Origin of the sequence: Bradyrhizobium sp. 186 (genome assembly GCF_023101685.1) — a bacterium.
GTDB lineage: Bacteria > Pseudomonadota > Alphaproteobacteria > Rhizobiales > Xanthobacteraceae > Bradyrhizobium.
Window position 1 is genome coordinate 4,804,981 of sequence record NZ_CP082164.1, and the last position, 17,029, is coordinate 4,822,009.

At 64.5% G+C, this 17,029-nt stretch carries 15 protein-coding genes; 9 read left to right on the forward strand and 6 right to left on the reverse strand.

Going from position 1 to position 17,029, the window contains the following annotated elements; translation table 11 throughout:
* Positions 1-324 precede the first annotated feature (324 nt).
* The 3 genes from IVB18_RS22900 (at position 325) to IVB18_RS22910 (ending at position 2,946) form a co-directional block, all read left to right on the forward strand.
* Positions 325-1,824, forward strand: a complete 1,500-nt coding sequence (locus IVB18_RS22900) for a leucyl aminopeptidase (protein WP_247991199.1) — start codon at positions 325-327, stop codon at positions 1,822-1,824.
* Between the two features lie 6 nt (positions 1,825-1,830).
* Entirely contained in the window at positions 1,831-2,283 is a 453-nt protein-coding gene (locus IVB18_RS22905; RefSeq protein ID WP_247991200.1) for a DNA polymerase III subunit chi, read from the forward strand.
* 165 nt (positions 2,284-2,448) lie between these two features.
* Entirely contained in the window at positions 2,449-2,946 is a 498-nt protein-coding gene (locus IVB18_RS22910; protein ID WP_247991705.1) for a hypothetical protein, read from the forward strand.
* Positions 2,947-3,105: 159 nt separating this feature from the next.
* Here the strand turns inward: IVB18_RS22910 and IVB18_RS22915 are convergent, their stop codons facing one another.
* Positions 3,106-4,026: a LysR family transcriptional regulator gene (locus IVB18_RS22915; protein ID WP_247991201.1), complete on the reverse strand. Its 921-nt coding sequence runs from the start codon at positions 4,024-4,026 to the stop codon at positions 3,106-3,108.
* Between the two features lie 128 nt (positions 4,027-4,154).
* On the opposite strand from IVB18_RS22915, the gene leuC reads away from it, so the two are divergent.
* The 4 genes from leuC (at position 4,155) to IVB18_RS22935 (ending at position 8,657) form a co-directional block, all read left to right on the forward strand.
* Positions 4,155-5,579 carry a 3-isopropylmalate dehydratase large subunit gene (gene leuC, locus IVB18_RS22920; RefSeq protein WP_247991202.1) on the forward strand — a complete coding sequence of 475 codons (1,425 nt, stop codon included), beginning with the start codon at positions 4,155-4,157 and terminating at the stop codon, positions 5,577-5,579.
* Entirely contained in the window at positions 5,576-6,184 is a 609-nt protein-coding gene (gene leuD, locus IVB18_RS22925; RefSeq protein WP_276581221.1) for a 3-isopropylmalate dehydratase small subunit, read from the forward strand. Before leuC ends, leuD begins: the two co-directional genes overlap by 4 nt.
* 63 nt (positions 6,185-6,247) lie before the next feature.
* Positions 6,248-7,570: a 2-hydroxycarboxylate transporter family protein gene (locus tag IVB18_RS22930; RefSeq protein ID WP_247991203.1), complete on the forward strand. Its 1,323-nt coding sequence runs from the start codon at positions 6,248-6,250 to the stop codon at positions 7,568-7,570.
* A gap of 241 nt (positions 7,571-7,811) precedes the next feature.
* Positions 7,812-8,657, forward strand: coding sequence for an alpha/beta hydrolase (locus tag IVB18_RS22935; protein WP_247991707.1), 846 nt, complete (start codon positions 7,812-7,814; stop codon positions 8,655-8,657).
* Positions 8,658-8,936: 279 nt separating this feature from the next.
* On the opposite strand, the gene IVB18_RS22940 is transcribed toward IVB18_RS22935, so the two are convergent.
* From IVB18_RS22940 to IVB18_RS22950, 3 genes are all read right to left on the reverse strand, one after another.
* Positions 8,937-10,799, reverse strand: coding sequence for an ABC-F family ATP-binding cassette domain-containing protein (locus IVB18_RS22940; RefSeq protein WP_247991204.1), 1,863 nt, complete (start codon positions 10,797-10,799; stop codon positions 8,937-8,939).
* Between the two features lie 55 nt (positions 10,800-10,854).
* Positions 10,855-11,034, reverse strand: a complete 180-nt coding sequence (locus IVB18_RS22945; protein ID WP_247991205.1) for a hypothetical protein — start codon at positions 11,032-11,034, stop codon at positions 10,855-10,857.
* A gap of 244 nt (positions 11,035-11,278) precedes the next feature.
* Positions 11,279-11,530, reverse strand: coding sequence for a sulfur globule protein precursor (locus tag IVB18_RS22950; RefSeq protein WP_247286380.1), 252 nt, complete (start codon positions 11,528-11,530; stop codon positions 11,279-11,281).
* Between the two features lie 310 nt (positions 11,531-11,840).
* Between IVB18_RS22950 and ndk the strand changes: the two genes are divergently transcribed.
* Together ndk and IVB18_RS22960 are read left to right on the forward strand one after the other, a co-directional pair.
* Entirely contained in the window at positions 11,841-12,263 is a 423-nt protein-coding gene (gene ndk, locus IVB18_RS22955; RefSeq protein ID WP_106943663.1) for a nucleoside-diphosphate kinase, read from the forward strand.
* A 44-nt stretch (positions 12,264-12,307) separates the two neighbouring features.
* Entirely contained in the window at positions 12,308-13,168 is an 861-nt protein-coding gene (locus IVB18_RS22960; RefSeq protein WP_247991206.1) for a TerC family protein, read from the forward strand.
* Between the two features lie 9 nt (positions 13,169-13,177).
* Here the strand turns inward: IVB18_RS22960 and ppx are convergent, their stop codons facing one another.
* The gene (ppx, locus tag IVB18_RS22965; RefSeq protein ID WP_247991207.1) at positions 13,178-14,680 is read right to left on the reverse strand and encodes an exopolyphosphatase; all 1,503 of its coding nucleotides are present in this window, start codon (positions 14,678-14,680) and stop codon (positions 13,178-13,180) included.
* Positions 14,681-14,695: 15 nt separating this feature from the next.
* Positions 14,696-16,885, reverse strand: a complete 2,190-nt coding sequence (locus IVB18_RS22970) for an RNA degradosome polyphosphate kinase (protein WP_247991708.1) — start codon at positions 16,883-16,885, stop codon at positions 14,696-14,698.
* Positions 16,886-17,029: the final 144 nt, after the last annotated feature.

Here is a 17,029-nt window from a genome sequence, read left to right on the forward strand (position 1 = left end):
CCAAGACCCCAAAACGCAGTCACCGGAATTTCCGGCTGTCCGACCCATCCCGAAATGGGATCCCCAGGGTCGTGCAGCCATCTCGTCCGCCAGCTTACTTTCTCACTACCATCCCTTTGATCTGTCAACAAAATGGCTGCCCCATGGCACCCTCAACATATGGTTAATATTTCCCTCGTAGTGGCCTGGCGGCCACGGGCGGCGCTTGGCATCTGTGGGGCGGGCGGGCCATAGTGCGGAAAGTCCGCTGAATCGCCGTTCAGGTCCGGCCCTTGGCCAAGACTGCTGACCGGCAAAAAGCCCCATGTTTTGGAGGAGTTATCCATGTCCGATGCCATCAAGGTCGGCTTTGTCCCGCTGTCTGCCGCCCCCCGTGGCATCCTGGTGGTGTTCTGCGACGACGGTCTGAAGGTCGGTCCGGCGACGGCCAAAGCTCTTGGCGGTGCCAACGAACTCGTGAAGCGAGCGGCAACCGCTGCCGCCTTCAAAGGTAAAAGCGGTGCCGCGCTCGACATTCTGGCGCCGGAGGGGGTGAAGGCGACCCGCCTGATCGTGATCGGCGCCGGCAAGGCAACGAGCCTGAAGGCGAACGACTTGCTCAAGTTCGGCGGCGTGGCGGCGGGCAAGCTTGCCGCCGGGACCAGCGCCATGACCATCATGGCGGAACTGCCCGATGGCGCCATGACGGGCGAGCAGGCGGTCGCGATCGCCGCAGGCCTGCGGCTGCGCGCCTACAAGTTCGACCGCTACAAGACGAAGAAGAAGGACGGCGAGGAGGGTGGCTCACGCGCCGACGTCTCGCTCGCGGTTGGCGACGTCGCGTCGGCAAAGAAGGCGTTTGCGTCGGCCGGACCTGTCGTCGATGGTGTGATCATCGCGCGCGACCTCGTCAACGAGCCGCCGAACGTGCTTTACCCCGAGGAGTTCGCGCGCCGTGCCAGCCTGCTCCGCAAGCTCGGCGTCAAGATCGAGGTGCTCGACGTCAGGGCGATGGACAAGCTCGGCATGGGCGCGCTGCTTGGCGTCGGCCAAGGCTCGGCGCGGCCGAGCCGCACCGTGATCATGCGCTGGGACGGCGGCAAGAAGGGCGAGGCGCCGGTTGCCTTCGTCGGCAAGGGCGTCTGCTTCGACACCGGGGGTATTTCGATCAAGCCGGCCGGCAGCATGGAGGACATGAAGGGCGACATGGGGGGAGCTGCCTGCGTCGTCGGCCTGATGCATGCGCTCGCGGCACGCAAAGCGAAGGCCAACGTGGTCGGTGCCATCGGCCTCGTCGAGAACATGCCCGACGGCAATGCACAGCGCCCCGGCGACATCGTCACCTCGATGTCGGGCCAGACCATCGAGATCATCAACACCGATGCGGAAGGCCGCCTCGTGCTCGCCGATGTGCTCTGGTACGTCGCCAAGAAAACGAAGCCGAAATTCATGGTGGACCTGGCGACGCTGACCGGCGCGATCATGGTGGCGCTCGGCACCGAGCATGCCGGCATGTTCTCCAACAATGACGAGCTTGCCGGACGGCTGCTGACGGCCGGGCTCGAGAGCGGCGAGAAGGTCTGGCGCATGCCGCTCGGCCCGGAATACGACAAGCTGATCGATTCCCAGTTCGCCGACATGAAGAACACCGGCGGCCGCCATGGCGGCTCGATCACCGCGGCGCAGTTCCTCCAGCGCTTCGTCGACGGCACGCCCTGGGCGCATCTCGATATCGCCGGCACCGCCATGGGCGCGCCGAAGACCGACATCAACCAGAGCTGGGGATCCGGTTATGGCGTCCGGCTGCTCGACCGGCTGGTCGCTGACCACTACGAGCGCAAATGACCCAAGATGACTGAGGTGCTGTTCTATCATCTCCAAAACATGGCGGTGGAGAACGTCTTGCCGCCGCTTCTGGAGAAATCGCTGGAGCGCGGCTGGCGCGTCGTGGTGCAGTCGACCTCGCCGGAGCGCGCCGATGCGCTCGATGCGCACTTATGGACCTATCGCGACGATTCCTTCCTGCCGCACGCGACATGGCGCGTGAACGACGCTGCCGATCAGTCGATCGTGCTGGCGATCGAGGAAGACAATCCGAACGGCGCCCATGTCCGCTTCCTGATCGACAATGCCGCGCTGCCGCAGGACTGCCAGAGCTACGAGCGCATGGTGTGGCTGTTCGACGGCGACGATCCGGACGCGCTGGCTTTAGCCCGAAGCGCCTGGACGGATTGCAAGGCGCGGGGATTTGATGTCACCTATTGGCAAGCCGATGAGCGCGGCCGGTGGCAGCGGCGGAATTAGCGTCGTTCGGAATTAATGATAATTTGCACTTTTCGGGTAAGGTTGGCTTCGGTCACCTTCGTGCCGCAAAGTGATGTTGGGACAATCGCTTAGGGCTGGTCCTTCACGCGGGGAATTTGGTTTATCGTGCGACATCAAAAGCTTCCCAAGTCGCTCATAGTTGCGTTGGCCACCGTAGCACCGCTGATCGCGGGCTGTTCGGGCGGCGCGCCCGATCTGTTGTCGAAGGACGCCGAATGGTTTCAGAAGCCCGGCCGCCTCTTCATCAGGAACATCTCGATCGAATCGCCGCCACTCACTCCGGATCGGCCCGTGACGGCTGAGGATCTGGTCAGTGCCGATGGTGCGTGTCCCGGCATGGCGCCGGCCCCGGGGCCGGCTGATGCCAATGCGTCGACAACCGCACCGGCGGCCACGGGCGGCACGGTCGCACTCGGCCACGCTGAATGCGATGTGGTGCGCGGCATTGGCGCGCCCTCGAGCGTCAATCTCTCCAATGATGCCGCGGGCAGGCGCGTCGCGGTGGTGACCTGGTCGACCGGCCCGCGTGCCGGCATCTACACCTTTACGTCCGGACGTCTGTCCTCGATCGAGGGCACGCCGGAGCCGCCGGTCGTGCCGAAGGCCACCAGGCCAAAGGCGAAGAAGAAGGCAGCGACCTGATCACTCTCACGTCCCGGACGCGGCGCGGCATGAAATGACGCGGCGCTGAGCCGGGACCCAGCTTGCATCGCTATAGGCCTCGGCTCAGCAGTGTCCGAAGCCGCACCTTGGCAAGCGTGCGAAAAGGCGAGCCGCTCATCGTCTTGCGACGAGGCCATATCAGACCTGACTGCCGTTTTTCTCGATATGACGCCAGAACGCCTCTGCGGCCTGGGGCAGGCGGAGCTTCGGCCGGAACACGTGGATTTCGATGGGCACATGCCATTTCGGCCCGGCCGCTGCGACGATCTCGCCGGAGGCGAGCTGAGAAGCGATCAGGCTTTCAGGCAGCCACGCCATGCCGCGGCCGTCCTGGACCATTGTCACCAGCAGCTTCGCCAGGTGAGAGGTGAACGTCGTACGCAGATGGACGTCGAGCGAAGACGTCGCGCGCACGGCTTCAAGGATCCGTCCCATGCCCGATTCCGAACGGAAGCTCAGGAACGGAACCGGTGCGGCTGCCGTACCCGGGAGCTTGAAACGCGGCTTGCGGCTCCGACCTGAAACCGGCACCGTCGCCGGGATGAGCCTGTCATTGCCGACATGCAGCGAGCGGAAATGCGAGGGCGCCAAAGCCGTGGTCGCCGCCGGGTGGTAATGACAGAGCAGGAAATGGGCGTCGCCAGCCAGCAATATCCGTTCACAGGCCTCCATGTGATTGGCGACGAGCTGCACGTTTGGAACGAACGACAGCTTGGTCTCGATACCGCGCAGCCAATCGGGAAAGAAGGTCAGCGACAGCGCGTTGGTTGAAGCGAACTTCAGCACGTCGGATGCGCCGCGGGCTCGCTCCTGAGCGTCGAGCCGGCCGGCGGCGAGCCGGCGCAGGACGTCCTCGGCCGTCTCGCGAAAGCCTTCGCCCGCCGGCGTGAGATTGACGCTGTGAGTCGTGCGATCAAGCAGCGCAGCGCCAGTCCATAGCTCGAGCGCCTGTATTCTGCGGCTCAGCGCCGGCTGCGAGCAATTCCGCTGCTCTGCTGCCCGCGAGAAGCTGCGTGTGGTCGCCACCGCGATGAAATCGTGCAGCCAGTTGATTTCCATCGCAGACCCTCCTGCCGTCCCTGCATTGCTTATGCATGTTTTGCATAATGATATCAGAACACGACATTGGATTTCCAGTGTGGCGGGCGGCACGGTGGGGCGAAAGAGTTTTCCGGGAGGAAAGCGCGATGGCCGCGCGGACGCTATACGATAAGCTGGTCGACGCCCATGTCGTCCGCAATCTCGATGATGCCGGTCTCGTGTTGCTCTATGTCGACCGCACCGTGCTCAACGAATATACCAGTCCGCAGGCCTTCGCCGGGCTGCGTGCGGCTGGACGCAAGGTCTGGAATCCGAAAGCGGCGCTGATGGTGGTTGACCACGTCAACCCCACGGCCGCGCGCCGCACCCGCGCGATGCCCGACAGCGCGGCGGCGCGGCAGGTCGACTATTTCGCCGAGAACGCCAGGGATTTCGGCATCGAGTATTTCGACATTCTCGACCCCCGGCAGGGTATCGAGCATGTGGTTGCTCCGGAGCAGGGGCTCGTCATGCCCGGCATGGTGATTGCCGCCGGCGACAGCCACAGCACGGCCTATGGTGCGTTCGGCGCCCTCGGCTACGGCATCGGAACATCCGACATCGAGCACTATCTGGCGACCTCGACGGTTCGCTACCGCCGGCTCAAGACGATGCGCATCGACTTGAGCGGCCACCTGCCGCTCGGCGTCACGTCCAAGGACATCGTCATGGAGGTCATCCGGCGGATCGGTGCCGACGGCGCGTCCGGATACGCGGTGGAGTTCAGCGGTCCCGTCATCTCGGACATGAGCGTCGAGGGACGGATCGTGATGTCGATCATGATCGTCGAGGCGGGCGCGCGCGGCGTCGTGATCGCGCCGGATCAGAAGGTGCTGGATTATCTCAAGGGCCGTCCGCGGTCGCCGAAAGGCACGATGTGGGAGCGCGCGGCCAAGAGCTGGCTGGCACTGGCCTCGGACCCCGACGCCCGGTTCGATCGCGAGATCGCGCTCGATGTGTCCGAGGTCGCGCCGCTGGTGACCTGGGGCACGAGTCCCGACCAGGCGATCGCGGTCACGGAGAGCATTCCCGATCCTGCACAGCAGACCGCGCCCGACCGCAAGGCGGCCGCAAGCCGCGCATTGAGCTATATGGGCCTCACGCCCGGACTGCCTATTCAATCCGTCCCGATCGACTTCGCTTTTATCGGGTCCTGCACGAATTCGCGGATCGAGGATTTGCGCGATGCAGCCGAGATCTTTCGCGGCCGCCGCGTCGCGGACGGCGTGCGAGCGATCGTGGTGCCGGGTTCGACCCAGGTCAGAGGGCAGGCCGAGGCGGAAGGCCTCGCCAAGGTGTTCACCGATGCCGGGGTCGAATGGCGGCAGTCCGGCTGCTCGATGTGCCTTGCGATGAATGACGACGTGCTGAGGCCGGGAGAGCGGTGCGCGTCCTCGACCAACCGCAACTTCGAAGGCCGCCAGGGGCCGGGCGCGCGCACGCACCTGATGAGCCCGGCAATGGTCGCCGCGGCCGCCGTCACTGGACACATCACCGATGTGCGTTCGCTTCTGGGAGGACCACGCCAATGACCCCCTTCGATCAGGTCACGGGCGCGGCTGCACCGATGATGGCGCCGAACGTCGACACCGACGTCATCATGCCGAAGATGTTTCTCAAGGGCGTGGACCGTAGCGGCCTCGGCGAGGGCGCCTTCAACCTGCTGCGCTTCAGCGTCGGCAAGTCCAATCCGGAATTCATCCTGAACCAGGAAGGCTATCACGACGCCTGCTTTCTTGTGGTCGGCCCGAATTTCGGCTGCGGGTCGAGCCGCGAGCACGCCGTCTGGGGGCTCCAGCAACTCGGCATTCGCGCGCTGATCGGCACCAGCTTCGCCGGCATCTTCAACGACAATTGCGCCAACAACGGTCTCTTGACGATCTCGCTCGATCCCGTCGTGGTAACTGAACTCGCCCAGGTCGTGGCCGACAGCTCGCGCAATGGTGTCACGATCGATCTCGCGGCCCAGACGATCCGGTTCGACCGCGGCCGCCGCTCGATCACGTTCGACATCGAGCTGGCGAGGAAGGAGGCCTTCCTGACGGGCCGCGATTTCATCGCGTCCACGCTTGTCTTCGCCGACGATATCCACGCCTTCGAGGCGCGGTATCGCGCGGAGAACCCCTGGATCGTCTGAACGGCACGATTTCGGCGCGGCTCGATCCGCCGTGCCGCGAACGATAAAACAGCGGAGGGACCCTTGGTAGACACGACATATAGCCCGGCTGAGGCACCGGAGGCCGCCGCTGCAACGACTCTCGCTCGCCTCAAGATCGGCCCATTGCCGATCGGCATCTACGTCGTGGCCGCGCTCGTCTGCGGAGCAGCCGTCTATTTCGGAAAGCTGCCGAACGACGTCATCGGCGGTTTATTGGTTTTGATGCTGCTCGGCTTTCTGCTCGGCAAGCTCGGCCAGACCATTCCGGTCCTGAAGCAGATCGGAGGCACGGCGATCCTCTGCCTGTTCGTGCCTTCGGCCCTGGTGAGCTACGGCCTGATGCCCGAGGCTGCCCTGAAGGCGATCACGACCACGTTCCGCACGGCCAACTTTCAGTATTTCTTCATCGCCTGCCTTGTCGCGGGTTCGATCCTCGGCATGCCCTACCGCGTCCTGGTTCAGGGCTTCATTCGCATGTTCGTCCCGCTCCTCATCGGCACGATCGCAGCCGTCGGCGCGGGCATCGCCGTCGGGCTTCTGTTCGGCCACAGCCCGAAGGACACGTTCTTCTTCGTCATCATTCCGATCGTCGGGGGCGGACTTGCGGAGGGGATCCTGCCGCTTTCGATCGCCTATTCGGAGATGCTGCACCGGCCGCAAGGCGAGCTCGTGGCGCAAATGGTGCCGGCGGCGCTGCTCGGCAACGTCGTCGCGATCGTCAGCGCAGGCCTGCTGGCTCGGCTCGGCGAGACGCGGAACGACCTCAACGGCAAGGGCATGCTGGTCAAGACGGGGGATGATGACATTCTCGGCGAGGCGCGGCCTGACCGGCCGATCGATCTCGGACTGCTCGGCGCCGGCATGGTGCTCTCGTGCGGCTTGTTCGTGCTCGGCATGATCCTGGCGCCGTTCACCGGCATCCCCGGGCCGATCATGATGATCATCGCCGCGGTGGCGCTGAAGCTGACCAGGATCCTGCCGGCCGAAATGGAGCTCGGCGCCTACCAGATCAACAAGTTCATGTCGACAAACCTGACTTTCGCGATCCTGGTGGCGATGGGGACATTGCTGGTCTCGTGGCAACAGCTCGTCGCTTCGTTCAATCCGGGCTACATCATGATCTGCACGACCACAGTGCTGGCGATGATCGCGTCGGGATTCTTCGTCGGCAAGTGGCTGAACATGTATCCGGTCGAGGCGGCGATCGTGACCGCCTGCCACTCGGGCCTCGGGGGCACCGGCGACGTCGCCATTCTCGGCGCCGCGGATCGCATGAGCTTGATGGCGTTCGCCCAGATATCAACCCGCGTCGGCGGCGCGATCATGATCGTCATCGCGACACTCTTGATGAAATCGATGTCTTGATACAGGCCGCGGCGTTTCGCGCGGGATGAATGTTCCAGGGGAGACTTTAATGCTTGAATTCGAACAGGCTGAATCATGCTTCGATCCATCGGAGATCGGGCTGACGCGCCGTCATCTGATGTCGATGGCGCTGACAAGTGGTGCCGTCGGTTCGGCAATACTGGCGCAGGGTGCTTTCGCTCAGGAGAACGATGCCGTGAATACCGGCCAGATTCAAAAGTTGCTGCCAGGGTTTCGCCAGATGCGCCTCAAAACGAGCGGGGCCGAGATCAACGCCCTCGTGAAAGGCGAGGGACCACCGCTCCTGCTGCTGCACGGACACCCGCAGACAGTGGCGTGCTGGCACAAGGTGGCCCCCAAGCTTGCGGAGCGCTTTACCGTGGTTCTGACCGATCTGCGCGGCTACGGTGACTCGAGCAAGCCCGAAGGTGGCAAGGACAGTACCGGATATTCCAAACGCGAGATGGCGCGGGATCAGGTCGAGGTGATGCGCGCGCTCGGTTTTGATCGCTTCCGGGCCGTGGGCCACGATCGCGGCGGGCGGGTTCTGCATCGCCTGTTGCTTGATCACCCGGATGCCGTTTCCAAGGCCGTCCTGCTGGACATCGCGCCGACCGCGACGATGTACGCCAAGGTGAACAAGGAGTTCGCCACACGGTACATGTGGTGGTTCTTTCTCATTCAGCCGGCGCCGCTTCCGGAAACCTTGATCGGCAACAACCTCGAATTCTATCTTCAGACCCATATCAACAAGCAGAACAAAACGCCGGGCGCCATCGACCCGGTTGCGTTCGAAGAGTACCGCCGGTGCTACACCCGCGAGACCCTGCACGCCGTCTGCGAGGATTATCGCGCCGCCGCCGGGATCGACCTGATCCACGATGAGGCGGATTCCGACAGGAGGATCGGTTGCCCGCTGCTGGTGCTCTGGGGCGGAAAGGGAGTCGTCGGATCGAGTTACGAGGTGCTCGAGACATGGCGCGCCAAGGCGAACGATGTGCAAGGCGGAAGCCTGCCCTGCGGCCACTATCTGCCGGAAGAAGCACCGGAGCTGCTCCTCGATAAGCTCAATGCCTTCCTCACGTGATTACGGTGACTGCCGCAACGGTGAGACGCGGATTACGCGTACTGCCGTTTTGGGTTGGCCTGATGACGTTTGCCCAGATCGCCACGCGCGTCGGCGGCGCGATCATGATCGTGATCGCGACAACTGATGCCACAAGGCAATTGCGCCGGCATCGCCGAGTCAGCGGCACCCATCGACCCGGCAAATGGCATTCCGTTCAATGACTAATTACAAGGTGGTTAATACCGGTACTTTGCATGGGGTTGTTTTTCGGATTTTCGTGGCCTCGCCGCGGAGATGTTACCCCGCCGCCTCATCAAACTGTGCGCTCGCCTCAAGCCATTGCTCCTCGGCACGCGCCAGCGCGTCCGAAGCATTGGCGCGCGCTTTCGACAATTGCGCGGCTTGCCTGGGGTCGCGTGTGAAGATGTCGGGCAGCGCCAGCGCGGTGTCGATCTTGGCGATGATCTCGCTGACGCGGGCGATCTCGGATTCGGCTTCCGCGATGCGCTTTTTCAGCGAGCCGCGATTGTCCGATCTCGGACGCTGTGACTTTTCGCTTGCGGCGCTGCGGTCGCGTTGGCCGGGTTCGGCGTTGCGCGAGGACAGCACCAGGCGTCGGTATTCGTCGAGATCGCCGTCGTAATTGGTCACGGTGCGATCGGCGACGATCCAGAGCTGATCGGCGCAGGCTTCGATCAGATAGCGGTCGTGCGAGACCATGATGACCGCGCCGGGGAATTCGTTGATCGCCTCGGCGAGCGCGGCGCGGCTGTCGATGTCGAGATGGTTGGTCGGCTCGTCCAGGATGATCATGTTGGGGCCGAAGAAGGTCGCAAGGCCCAGCAGCAGCCGCGCCTTCTCGCCGCCCGACAGTTTTCCAACCCTGGTGTCGGCCGCCTTGCCGGAAAAGCCGATCGCGCCGGCACGCGCCCGCACCTTCGCCTCGGGCGCATCGCCCATCAGCTTGCGGACGTGGTCGTAGGCGGAGGCGTCCTCGTTCAGTTCGTCGAGCTGGTGTTGCGCGAAATAGGCGATCGACAGCTTGTCGGCGCGCGTCACCTTGCCCGAAAACGGCGTAAGGCGGCCGGCGAGCAGTTTCACCAGCGTCGACTTGCCGTTGCCGTTGGCGCCGAGAAGCGCGATGCGGTCGTCATTGTCGATGCGCAGGGTGACGCGGTTGAGCACGGGGGCAGCCGGATCGTAGCCGACCGACACGTTGTCGGCGGCGATGATCGGCGGCGACAGAATTTTCTCGGGCGCCGGGAAGCTGATCTCGCGCACGTCCTGGGTGACCAGCGCGGTGATCGGCTTCAGCCGCTCCAGCATCTTCACGCGAGATTGTGCCTGGCGCGCCTTGGACGCCTTGGCCTTGAAGCGGTCGACGAAGGCTTGCAGCCGGGCGCGCTCGGCCTCCTGGCGCTTGACCTGCTTGGCGTCGAGCAGCTCGCGCGCGGCGCGCTGCTCCTCGAAGGAGGAATAGGTGCCGCGGTAGAGCGTGAGCTTGCCGCGCTCCAGGTGCAGGATCTGGTCGACCGAGCTTTCCAGCAGGTCGCGATCGTGGCTGATCACGATCACCGTGCGCGGGTAATGCGCCAGATGATCCTCGAGCCACAGCGTGCCTTCGAGGTCGAGATAGTTGGTGGGCTCGTCGAGCAGCAACAGGTCGGGAGCTGCAAAGAGGGTCGCTGCCAGCGCGACGCGCATGCGCCAGCCGCCGGAGAACTCGGCGCAGGGGCGGGCCTGATCGGCCGCGGAAAAGCCGAGGCCTGAAAGAATCGCCGCGGCTCGGCTCGGCGCCGAATGCGCGTCGATATCGACGAGCCGGGTCTGGATCTCCGCGATTCGGTGCGGATCGATGGCGCTCTCGGCCTCGTGCAGGAGTGCGTCGCGTTCGAGGTCGGCCTTGAGCACGACCGAGATCAGGCTTTCGGGCCCGTTCGGCGCTTCCTGGGCGAGGCTGCCGACGCGCCAGCGCGGCGGCAGCGTGACCGTGCCGTGTTCGGCCGCCAGTTCACTGCGGATGATCTTGAACAGCGTCGACTTGCCGGTGCCGTTGCGCCCGACCAGGCCGACGCGCGAACCGGGCGTGATCTGCACGGAACTCTGGTCGATCAGCAGGCGTCCGGCGAGCCGGACCGTAAGGTCGGTAATGGAAAGCATGCGGCCTTGTCACCGCAAGGCGCCGCGAACGCAACCCGTTTTTGCGGCCTGTCAGCTAGTGCGAGCCGCCCTCGCGGTCGCGCTTCTGCAACTCGTTCAAGAGGTGTTCAAGGTTCGAAGGCAGCCGGGGTTCTGGCCGAATGCTCTGCTGAAGCCGTTCGCCAACGGCATCGCAAATCGAGCGGCTGGTGCGTCGGTCGATCTGTTCGCTGTCATCGGCGAGGAGGCAATTCATGCGAGGTTCCGTTGGTTCACAATTACGACACCCTACCAAGTCCCTGAGCGCAAAATTGTTTCGCCCCCGCCACGGGCCGCTGGGCATTCTAGTAAAAATTGTATGAATTTCGTCATGCAGGCCAAGGGCCGCCCAAGGACCGCGCAAGGGCGGCCCCAACGCAAAGCCCCGGCGGGGGCACGCCGGGGCTTCTCTTGGAAGGTACCTGGGGGGCGGTAGGTACCTTTGGAAGGTGCTGTCGGGCTCAGTAGCAGCGGTTGATCATCCGCCAGCGGGGTCCCCAGGGGGTCGGGACCAGCCGGCGCACATAGCAGCCGCCATAGCCGTAGGAGACGGGGCCGCCGGCGTAGAAGCGCGGTCCACCCCAGCCGTGATGCCAGCCGCCTCCGCCGCCGTGGCCCCAGCCGCCATGCCAGTGAGCGGAGGCGGAGGTCGGCGCCAGCGCGGCACCCAGCGCGACCGCGGCAACTGCGGCAAGCGAAAGTTTCCTCAACATGGTGATCTCCTCAGAACTGCCGGCGCGGGCCTGCGCGTCGATGGAAAGGCCGCCGAAACCGTTCGCCTCATGATCAGGCTCTCGTTTCGATAGGCAGGACCTTACGCCGGCGAGGCTGAACCAAACCCTGACAGCGGCTTCAGATTGGGTTCATCTGGATGAAATCGTTGTAATCCAGGGTGGAATCTCGGGTCCTGGCCCTGCGACGAAGCGCCAGTGAGGCCATTCTGGCGGTCGCTTGCCGTTCGGCAACGGCGCCGATATAAGCCGCGCAACTCCGAACCACCGCTCTCTCCTCAAGGACAAGATCATGGCCATCGAACGCACTTTCTCGATCATCAAGCCCGATGCGACCGCGCGTAACCTGACCGGTGCGGTTAACGCCGTGATCGAGAAGGCCGGCCTGCGCATCGTCGCGCAGAAGCGTATCCGTATGACCAAGGAGCAGGCCGAGACCTTCTATGCCGTCCACAAGGCGCGCCCGTTCTTCGGCGAGCTTGTCGAATTCATGACCTCGGGCCCGGTCGTCGTCCAGGTGCTGGAAGGCGAGGGCGCCGTCGCCAAGTATCGCGATGCCATGGGTGCGACCGATCCGTCCAAAGCGGCCGACGGCACCATCCGCAAGCTCTACGCAAAGTCGATCGGCGAGAACTCCGCGCATGGCTCGGACGCGCCGGAGACCGCCGCGATCGAGATCGCGCAGTTCTTCTCGGGCAATGAGATCGTCGGCTGATCCATCAGCCGATAAGTTAAGACGGCGGGGCGAAAGGACGCATTGTGAACTGGCTTTGGCAGATCTTCGATCCCGCCACGATCGGGGCATTCTTCACCCAGTTCCGCAGTGAGATGGCCGAACCGACCTTCTGGATCGCGGTCGGCAAGATCATCTGGATCAACATCCTGCTCTCCGGCGACAATGCGCTGGTGATCGCGCTCGCCTGCCGCGGCCTGAAGCCGCGGCACCGGCTGTGGGGCATGGTGCTCGGCGCCGGCGCCGCGGTGCTGCTCCGGATCATCTTCACCGGCATCGTCGCCAGCCTGATGGCGCTGCCGTACCTCAAGCTGGTGGGCGGCCTCGCGCTGATCGTGATCGCCGCAAAGCTGCTCGTGCCGGAAAACGAGGACGAGGACGGCGTCGAGTCCGCCTCCCATCTGTGGCAGGCCGTGCAGATCGTTGTGGTCGCCGACATCGTCATGAGCCTCGACAATGTCATCGCGGTCGCTGCCGCCGCCAATGGCAGTGCGCCGCTGCTGATCCTCGGGCTTGCCATCAGCGTCCCCCTGATCGTCGCCGGCGCGGCGCTGATCATGGCGCTGCTCTCAAAGCTACCGGTCCTGGTATGGGCTGGTGCGGCGCTGCTCGGCTGGATTTCGGGCGAGGTGATCGCGACCGATCCCGGCGTCGCGCCGAAGCTGCATACGCTGTTCGACGGGCCGTTCGGAGCGTCGCTGGATTCGATGCTCGCTGCACTGCGCATCCCGCCGCAATTCACTCATGGCGGCGGAGGCGGCGAATATCTCTGCGCAGCGCTCGGCGTCGTCGTGGTGCTGGTCGTCGGCACTATCTGGCGCCGGCGCAGCCTGAGCCACGCCGCGCTCGAAGCCTCCGAACGCCACGCCAAGGTCTCGGCGGAGTGATTTTCTAATCTAGCGCCGCACGATTGAGCCGGCGCGGCCGATCAGGCGGGCGAGCGCGCGGAAGCGGCTGCCGACGCGGTCGGCGACGAGATCGCCGAGGCGGTGCTCGAACACCAGCATCAATTTGCGGTCCTGGCTGCGGAAATGCGTGGCGGGCAGCACGCCCGGCCGTGCCGCCGAGATCAGATGCGCGACGCGGAACGCCGCACCCAGGAGACGGGCGCGTTCGAGCTGCGCCGGCGTGAGCAACTCCTGCATCGCGGCCGGCGGCTGGTTTTCTTCGCTGAGGCCGGCATAGCGATAGAACACCGACAGGCCGACAAAGGCGCGCTCGATGTGCGTGATTGCGCCGAAATTGCCGTTGACGACGAGGCTCAGCGTCTGCTCGCCGCGATGGTCGGGATGGACGCGCCAGCCGATGTCGGAGAGCAGGCAGGCGGCGTGGCGCAGCCTGCGGTCCTCTTCGGACTCGCGCAGCTTCACGACGCGGGCGAGGCGGTCGGTCCAGGCGATCAGCTCGCGGGCATGGCGGGCCGAGCGCGACAGGAGCTGGTTCAGCTCCTCCGCCGCGCAGATCAATCCGTCCTTGTTGCGCTCGGTCTCCGACAGCTTCTCGTGCAGCAGGCCCTCCCGCACACCGAAGGTCGAGAACACGATCGTCTTGGGCTTCGCCGCGCGGATGATGTGCTCGAGCACCAGCGCTGCATAGGTGAGGAGAGGGCGCCTCGCATCCGCGACGATTTCGATGTCGGCGAGCATGTCGGCGGCCGCAAGACGACGGAGACGACGCGAGAAGTCGAGCGCCTCGGCGGCCGAAATCGAATAGCCGTGCATCACCTGGAGCGGATAGCCGCTCTGGATGATGTGGATGCGTGCGAGCGCGCGCCAGGTGCCGCCGACCGCATAGAAGGTGCGGCCGCTGCCTGCCTTGAGCTGGGGCACCTCATCGAGCTCTTCGCGGACGATACGGTCGGCGCGCTTGAGCGATTTGTGTGCGAGATCCTGGAGCGCAAGCCCGCCGAGCGGCAGCGTGACACCGCTGCGCACGCTGTTTCTGCGCACGTCGATCAGTTCGAGCGAGCCGCCGCCGAGATCGCCGACGATGCCGTCGGGATAATGAATTCCCGAGATCACGCCCAGCGCCGACAGCCGCGCTTCGCGCGGTCCGGACAATATCTCGATCTTGACGGCGCAGATGCGCTCGGCCTTTGCGATGAAGTCGGGACCGTTGGAGGCGTCGCGGCACGCAGCGGTCGCGATCGCAAACACGCGTCCGACCTGCATCACGCGGCACAGCGCGCGAAACCGCTTCAGCGAGGTCAGCGCCTTGTCGACGGCGTCGGGCGCAAGCAGGCCCGTGCTCTGCACCTCGCGTCCGAGGCCGCACAGCGTCTTCTCGTTGAAGATCGGAATGAGGCTCCGCGTCAGTCCCTCGTAGACGACGAGACGGACCGAGTTGGAACCGATGTCGATGACTGCGACGCTCGAGCCACGCTTGCGCGGCCGCGTCACGTCGGCGATCCCCGATCAGGATTGATGACGTTCGCTCCGGCGCGTGAGACGACGCGGCGAGGATTCCTTGAGCGACTTTCCACGGCCAGACAGACTCGGATTTGTCATGAAGTAGTTGTGGACGTTGAAAGGCTCCTCGCCCTTCGCGGTCTTCATACGCGTTGAGGACCCGTCCGGCAACAATTGCCAGCTCTGCTCATTGTCCTTCAGGTTGGCGACCATGATCTGTTCGAGAACCTGCTGATGCACCGTGGGATTTTGCAGCGGACACAGCACCTCGACGCGGCGGTCGAGGTTGCGCGGCATCATGTCGGCCGACGAGATATACACAGCCGCTTTCGCGCTCGGCAGGCCCTGGCCCATCCCGAAGCAGTAGATTCGGCCGTGTTCCAGGAAGCGTCCGATGATCGACTTGACGCGGATGTTCTCCGACAGGCCGGGGATGCCGGGCCGCAGGCAGCAGATGCCGCGCACCACGAGCTCGACCTGGACGCCCGCCTGTGACGCCTCGTAGAGCGCGTCGATGATGTCGGGATCGACCAGCGCATTCATCTTCATCCAGACTGCGCCAGGTTTGCCGTGCCGCGCATGCTCGGTCTCGCCCTGGATGTGCTGGATGATGCGCTTGCGCAAGGTCAGCGGCGACACCGCCATCTTTTCCAGATCGCTAGGCGCCGCGTAGCCGGTGATGAAGTTGAACACGCGCGCGGCGTCGCGGCCGATGGTCGGATCCGAGGTGAAGTAGGAAAGGTCGGTGTAGATGCGCGCGGTCACCGGGTGATAGTTGCCGGTGCCGGTATGGACATAGGTGGTGAGGCTGCCGCCCTCGCGGCGCACCACCATCGAGAGTTTTGCGTGCGTCTTCAGTTCGAGGAAGCCGTAGACGACCTGCACGCCGGCGCGTTCGAGGTCGCGCGCCCAACGGATGTTGGCCTCTTCGTCGAAGCGTGCCTTCAGCTCGATCAGCGCGGTGACGGACTTGCCGGCCTCGGCGGCTTCCGCAAGCGCGCGCACGATCGGCGAGTTGTTGGAGGTGCGATAGAGCGTCTGCTTGATCGCGACGACGTCGGGATCGCGCGTCGCCTGCTGGAGGAACTGCACCACCACGTCGAAGGATTCGTAGGGATGGTGGACGACGAGGTCCTTCTGCCGGATCGCGGCAAAAATGTCGCCGCCATGCTCGCGCACGCGCTCGGGATGGCGTGGCACATAAGGGGTGAATTCGAGGTCGGGCCGGTCGAGGCGGGTGAGCTGCGAGAGCTCGTTCATGGCGAGCACGCCGTCGACCAGAAACACCTCGTCGTCGGCGGCCGAGAGCGCATGCTGCACAAAGCTGCGCAGCTGCTCCGGCATCTTGCCGTCGATCTCGAGCCGGATCACCGACCCGCGGCGGCGCCGCTTCAGCGCGGTCTCGAACAGACGGACAAGGTCTTCGGCCTCTTCCTCGATTTCGAGCTCGGAGTCGCGGATAATGCGGAAGGCGCCCTGGCCGTGGAGATTGTAGCCGGGGAACAGGCGGTTGATGAACAAGGCGGTCGCCTGTTCCAGCGTGATCAGCCGCACCGTGCCGTCGGCCGGCAGGCGGATGAAGCGGTCGATCTTGCCGGGCATGCGGATCAGCGCGTTCATCTGCTTACCGTCGGCGGCGCGCGTGAGCTGGAGCGCCATGGTGAAGCCGAGGCTCGGAATGAACGGGAAGGGATGCGCCGGGTCGATCGCGAGCGGCGTCAGCAGTGGGAACACATTGCTGAGGAAGTAGTCCTCAATCCAGGCCCGCTCAGCCTTGGTGACCTCCTTGCCGTCGATCAGCACGATGTTGACGTCGGCCAGCGTGGCGCGCAGGTCACGCCAGATCGCTTGCTGGTCGGAGGCAAGCTGGGAGACGGTGCGGTTGATCAGCGCGAGCTGTTCCGACGGCGTTAGGCCGTCAGGGCTGCGCTCGGCGATGCCCTCGCGCACCTGGGCCTTGATGCCGGCGACGCGGACCATGAAGAACTCGTCGAGGTTATTTGCCGAAATCGACAGGAATCGAACCCGCTCCAGCACGGGGTGGCTGGGATTGACCGATTCCTCCAGGACGCGCCGGTTAAAATGCAGCCAGGACAGCTCGCGGTTGATGAACCGTTCGGGGCTCGAAGCGATCGCCGGCTGTGCCTCTGGTTCTTGAGCTTTTTCTTTAATTTCAATGGCTTGCGCAGAGTCCATCAGAAGTCGATCCATCCTGTTTCGCCTCACTTTGCGACTTATGCGCAAAACCGGCGCAAGCATGTGTGAGTGCGATGACGTTTCGATGACATTGATGTTCCGCCAACCCGCCGCGTCAAGCGGCCTTGGAATCGAACGGACGCG

Excerpts from the sequence above, each read along its gene's own strand:
- IVB18_RS22900 (WP_247991199.1), top strand. The coding sequence starts at position 325 with ATGTCCGATGCCATCAAGGTCGGCTTTGTCCCGCTGTCTGCCGCCCCC.
- IVB18_RS22905 (WP_247991200.1), top strand. The coding sequence starts at position 1,831 with ATGACTGAGGTGCTGTTCTATCATCTCCAAAACATGGCGGTGGAGAAC.
- IVB18_RS22915 (WP_247991201.1), bottom strand. The coding sequence starts at position 4,026 with ATGGAAATCAACTGGCTGCACGATTTCATCGCGGTGGCGACCACACGC.
- leuC (WP_247991202.1), top strand. The coding sequence starts at position 4,155 with ATGGCCGCGCGGACGCTATACGATAAGCTGGTCGACGCCCATGTCGTC.
- leuD (WP_276581221.1), top strand. The coding sequence starts at position 5,576 with ATGACCCCCTTCGATCAGGTCACGGGCGCGGCTGCACCGATGATGGCG.
- IVB18_RS22935 (WP_247991707.1), top strand. The coding sequence starts at position 7,812 with ATGCGCCTCAAAACGAGCGGGGCCGAGATCAACGCCCTCGTGAAAGGC.
- IVB18_RS22940 (WP_247991204.1), bottom strand. The coding sequence starts at position 10,799 with ATGCTTTCCATTACCGACCTTACGGTCCGGCTCGCCGGACGCCTGCTG.
- IVB18_RS22945 (WP_247991205.1), bottom strand. The coding sequence starts at position 11,034 with ATGAATTGCCTCCTCGCCGATGACAGCGAACAGATCGACCGACGCACC.
- IVB18_RS22950 (WP_247286380.1), bottom strand. The coding sequence starts at position 11,530 with ATGTTGAGGAAACTTTCGCTTGCCGCAGTTGCCGCGGTCGCGCTGGGT.
- ndk (WP_106943663.1), top strand. The coding sequence starts at position 11,841 with ATGGCCATCGAACGCACTTTCTCGATCATCAAGCCCGATGCGACCGCG.
- IVB18_RS22970 (WP_247991708.1), bottom strand. The coding sequence starts at position 16,885 with ATGGACTCTGCGCAAGCCATTGAAATTAAAGAAAAAGCTCAAGAACCA.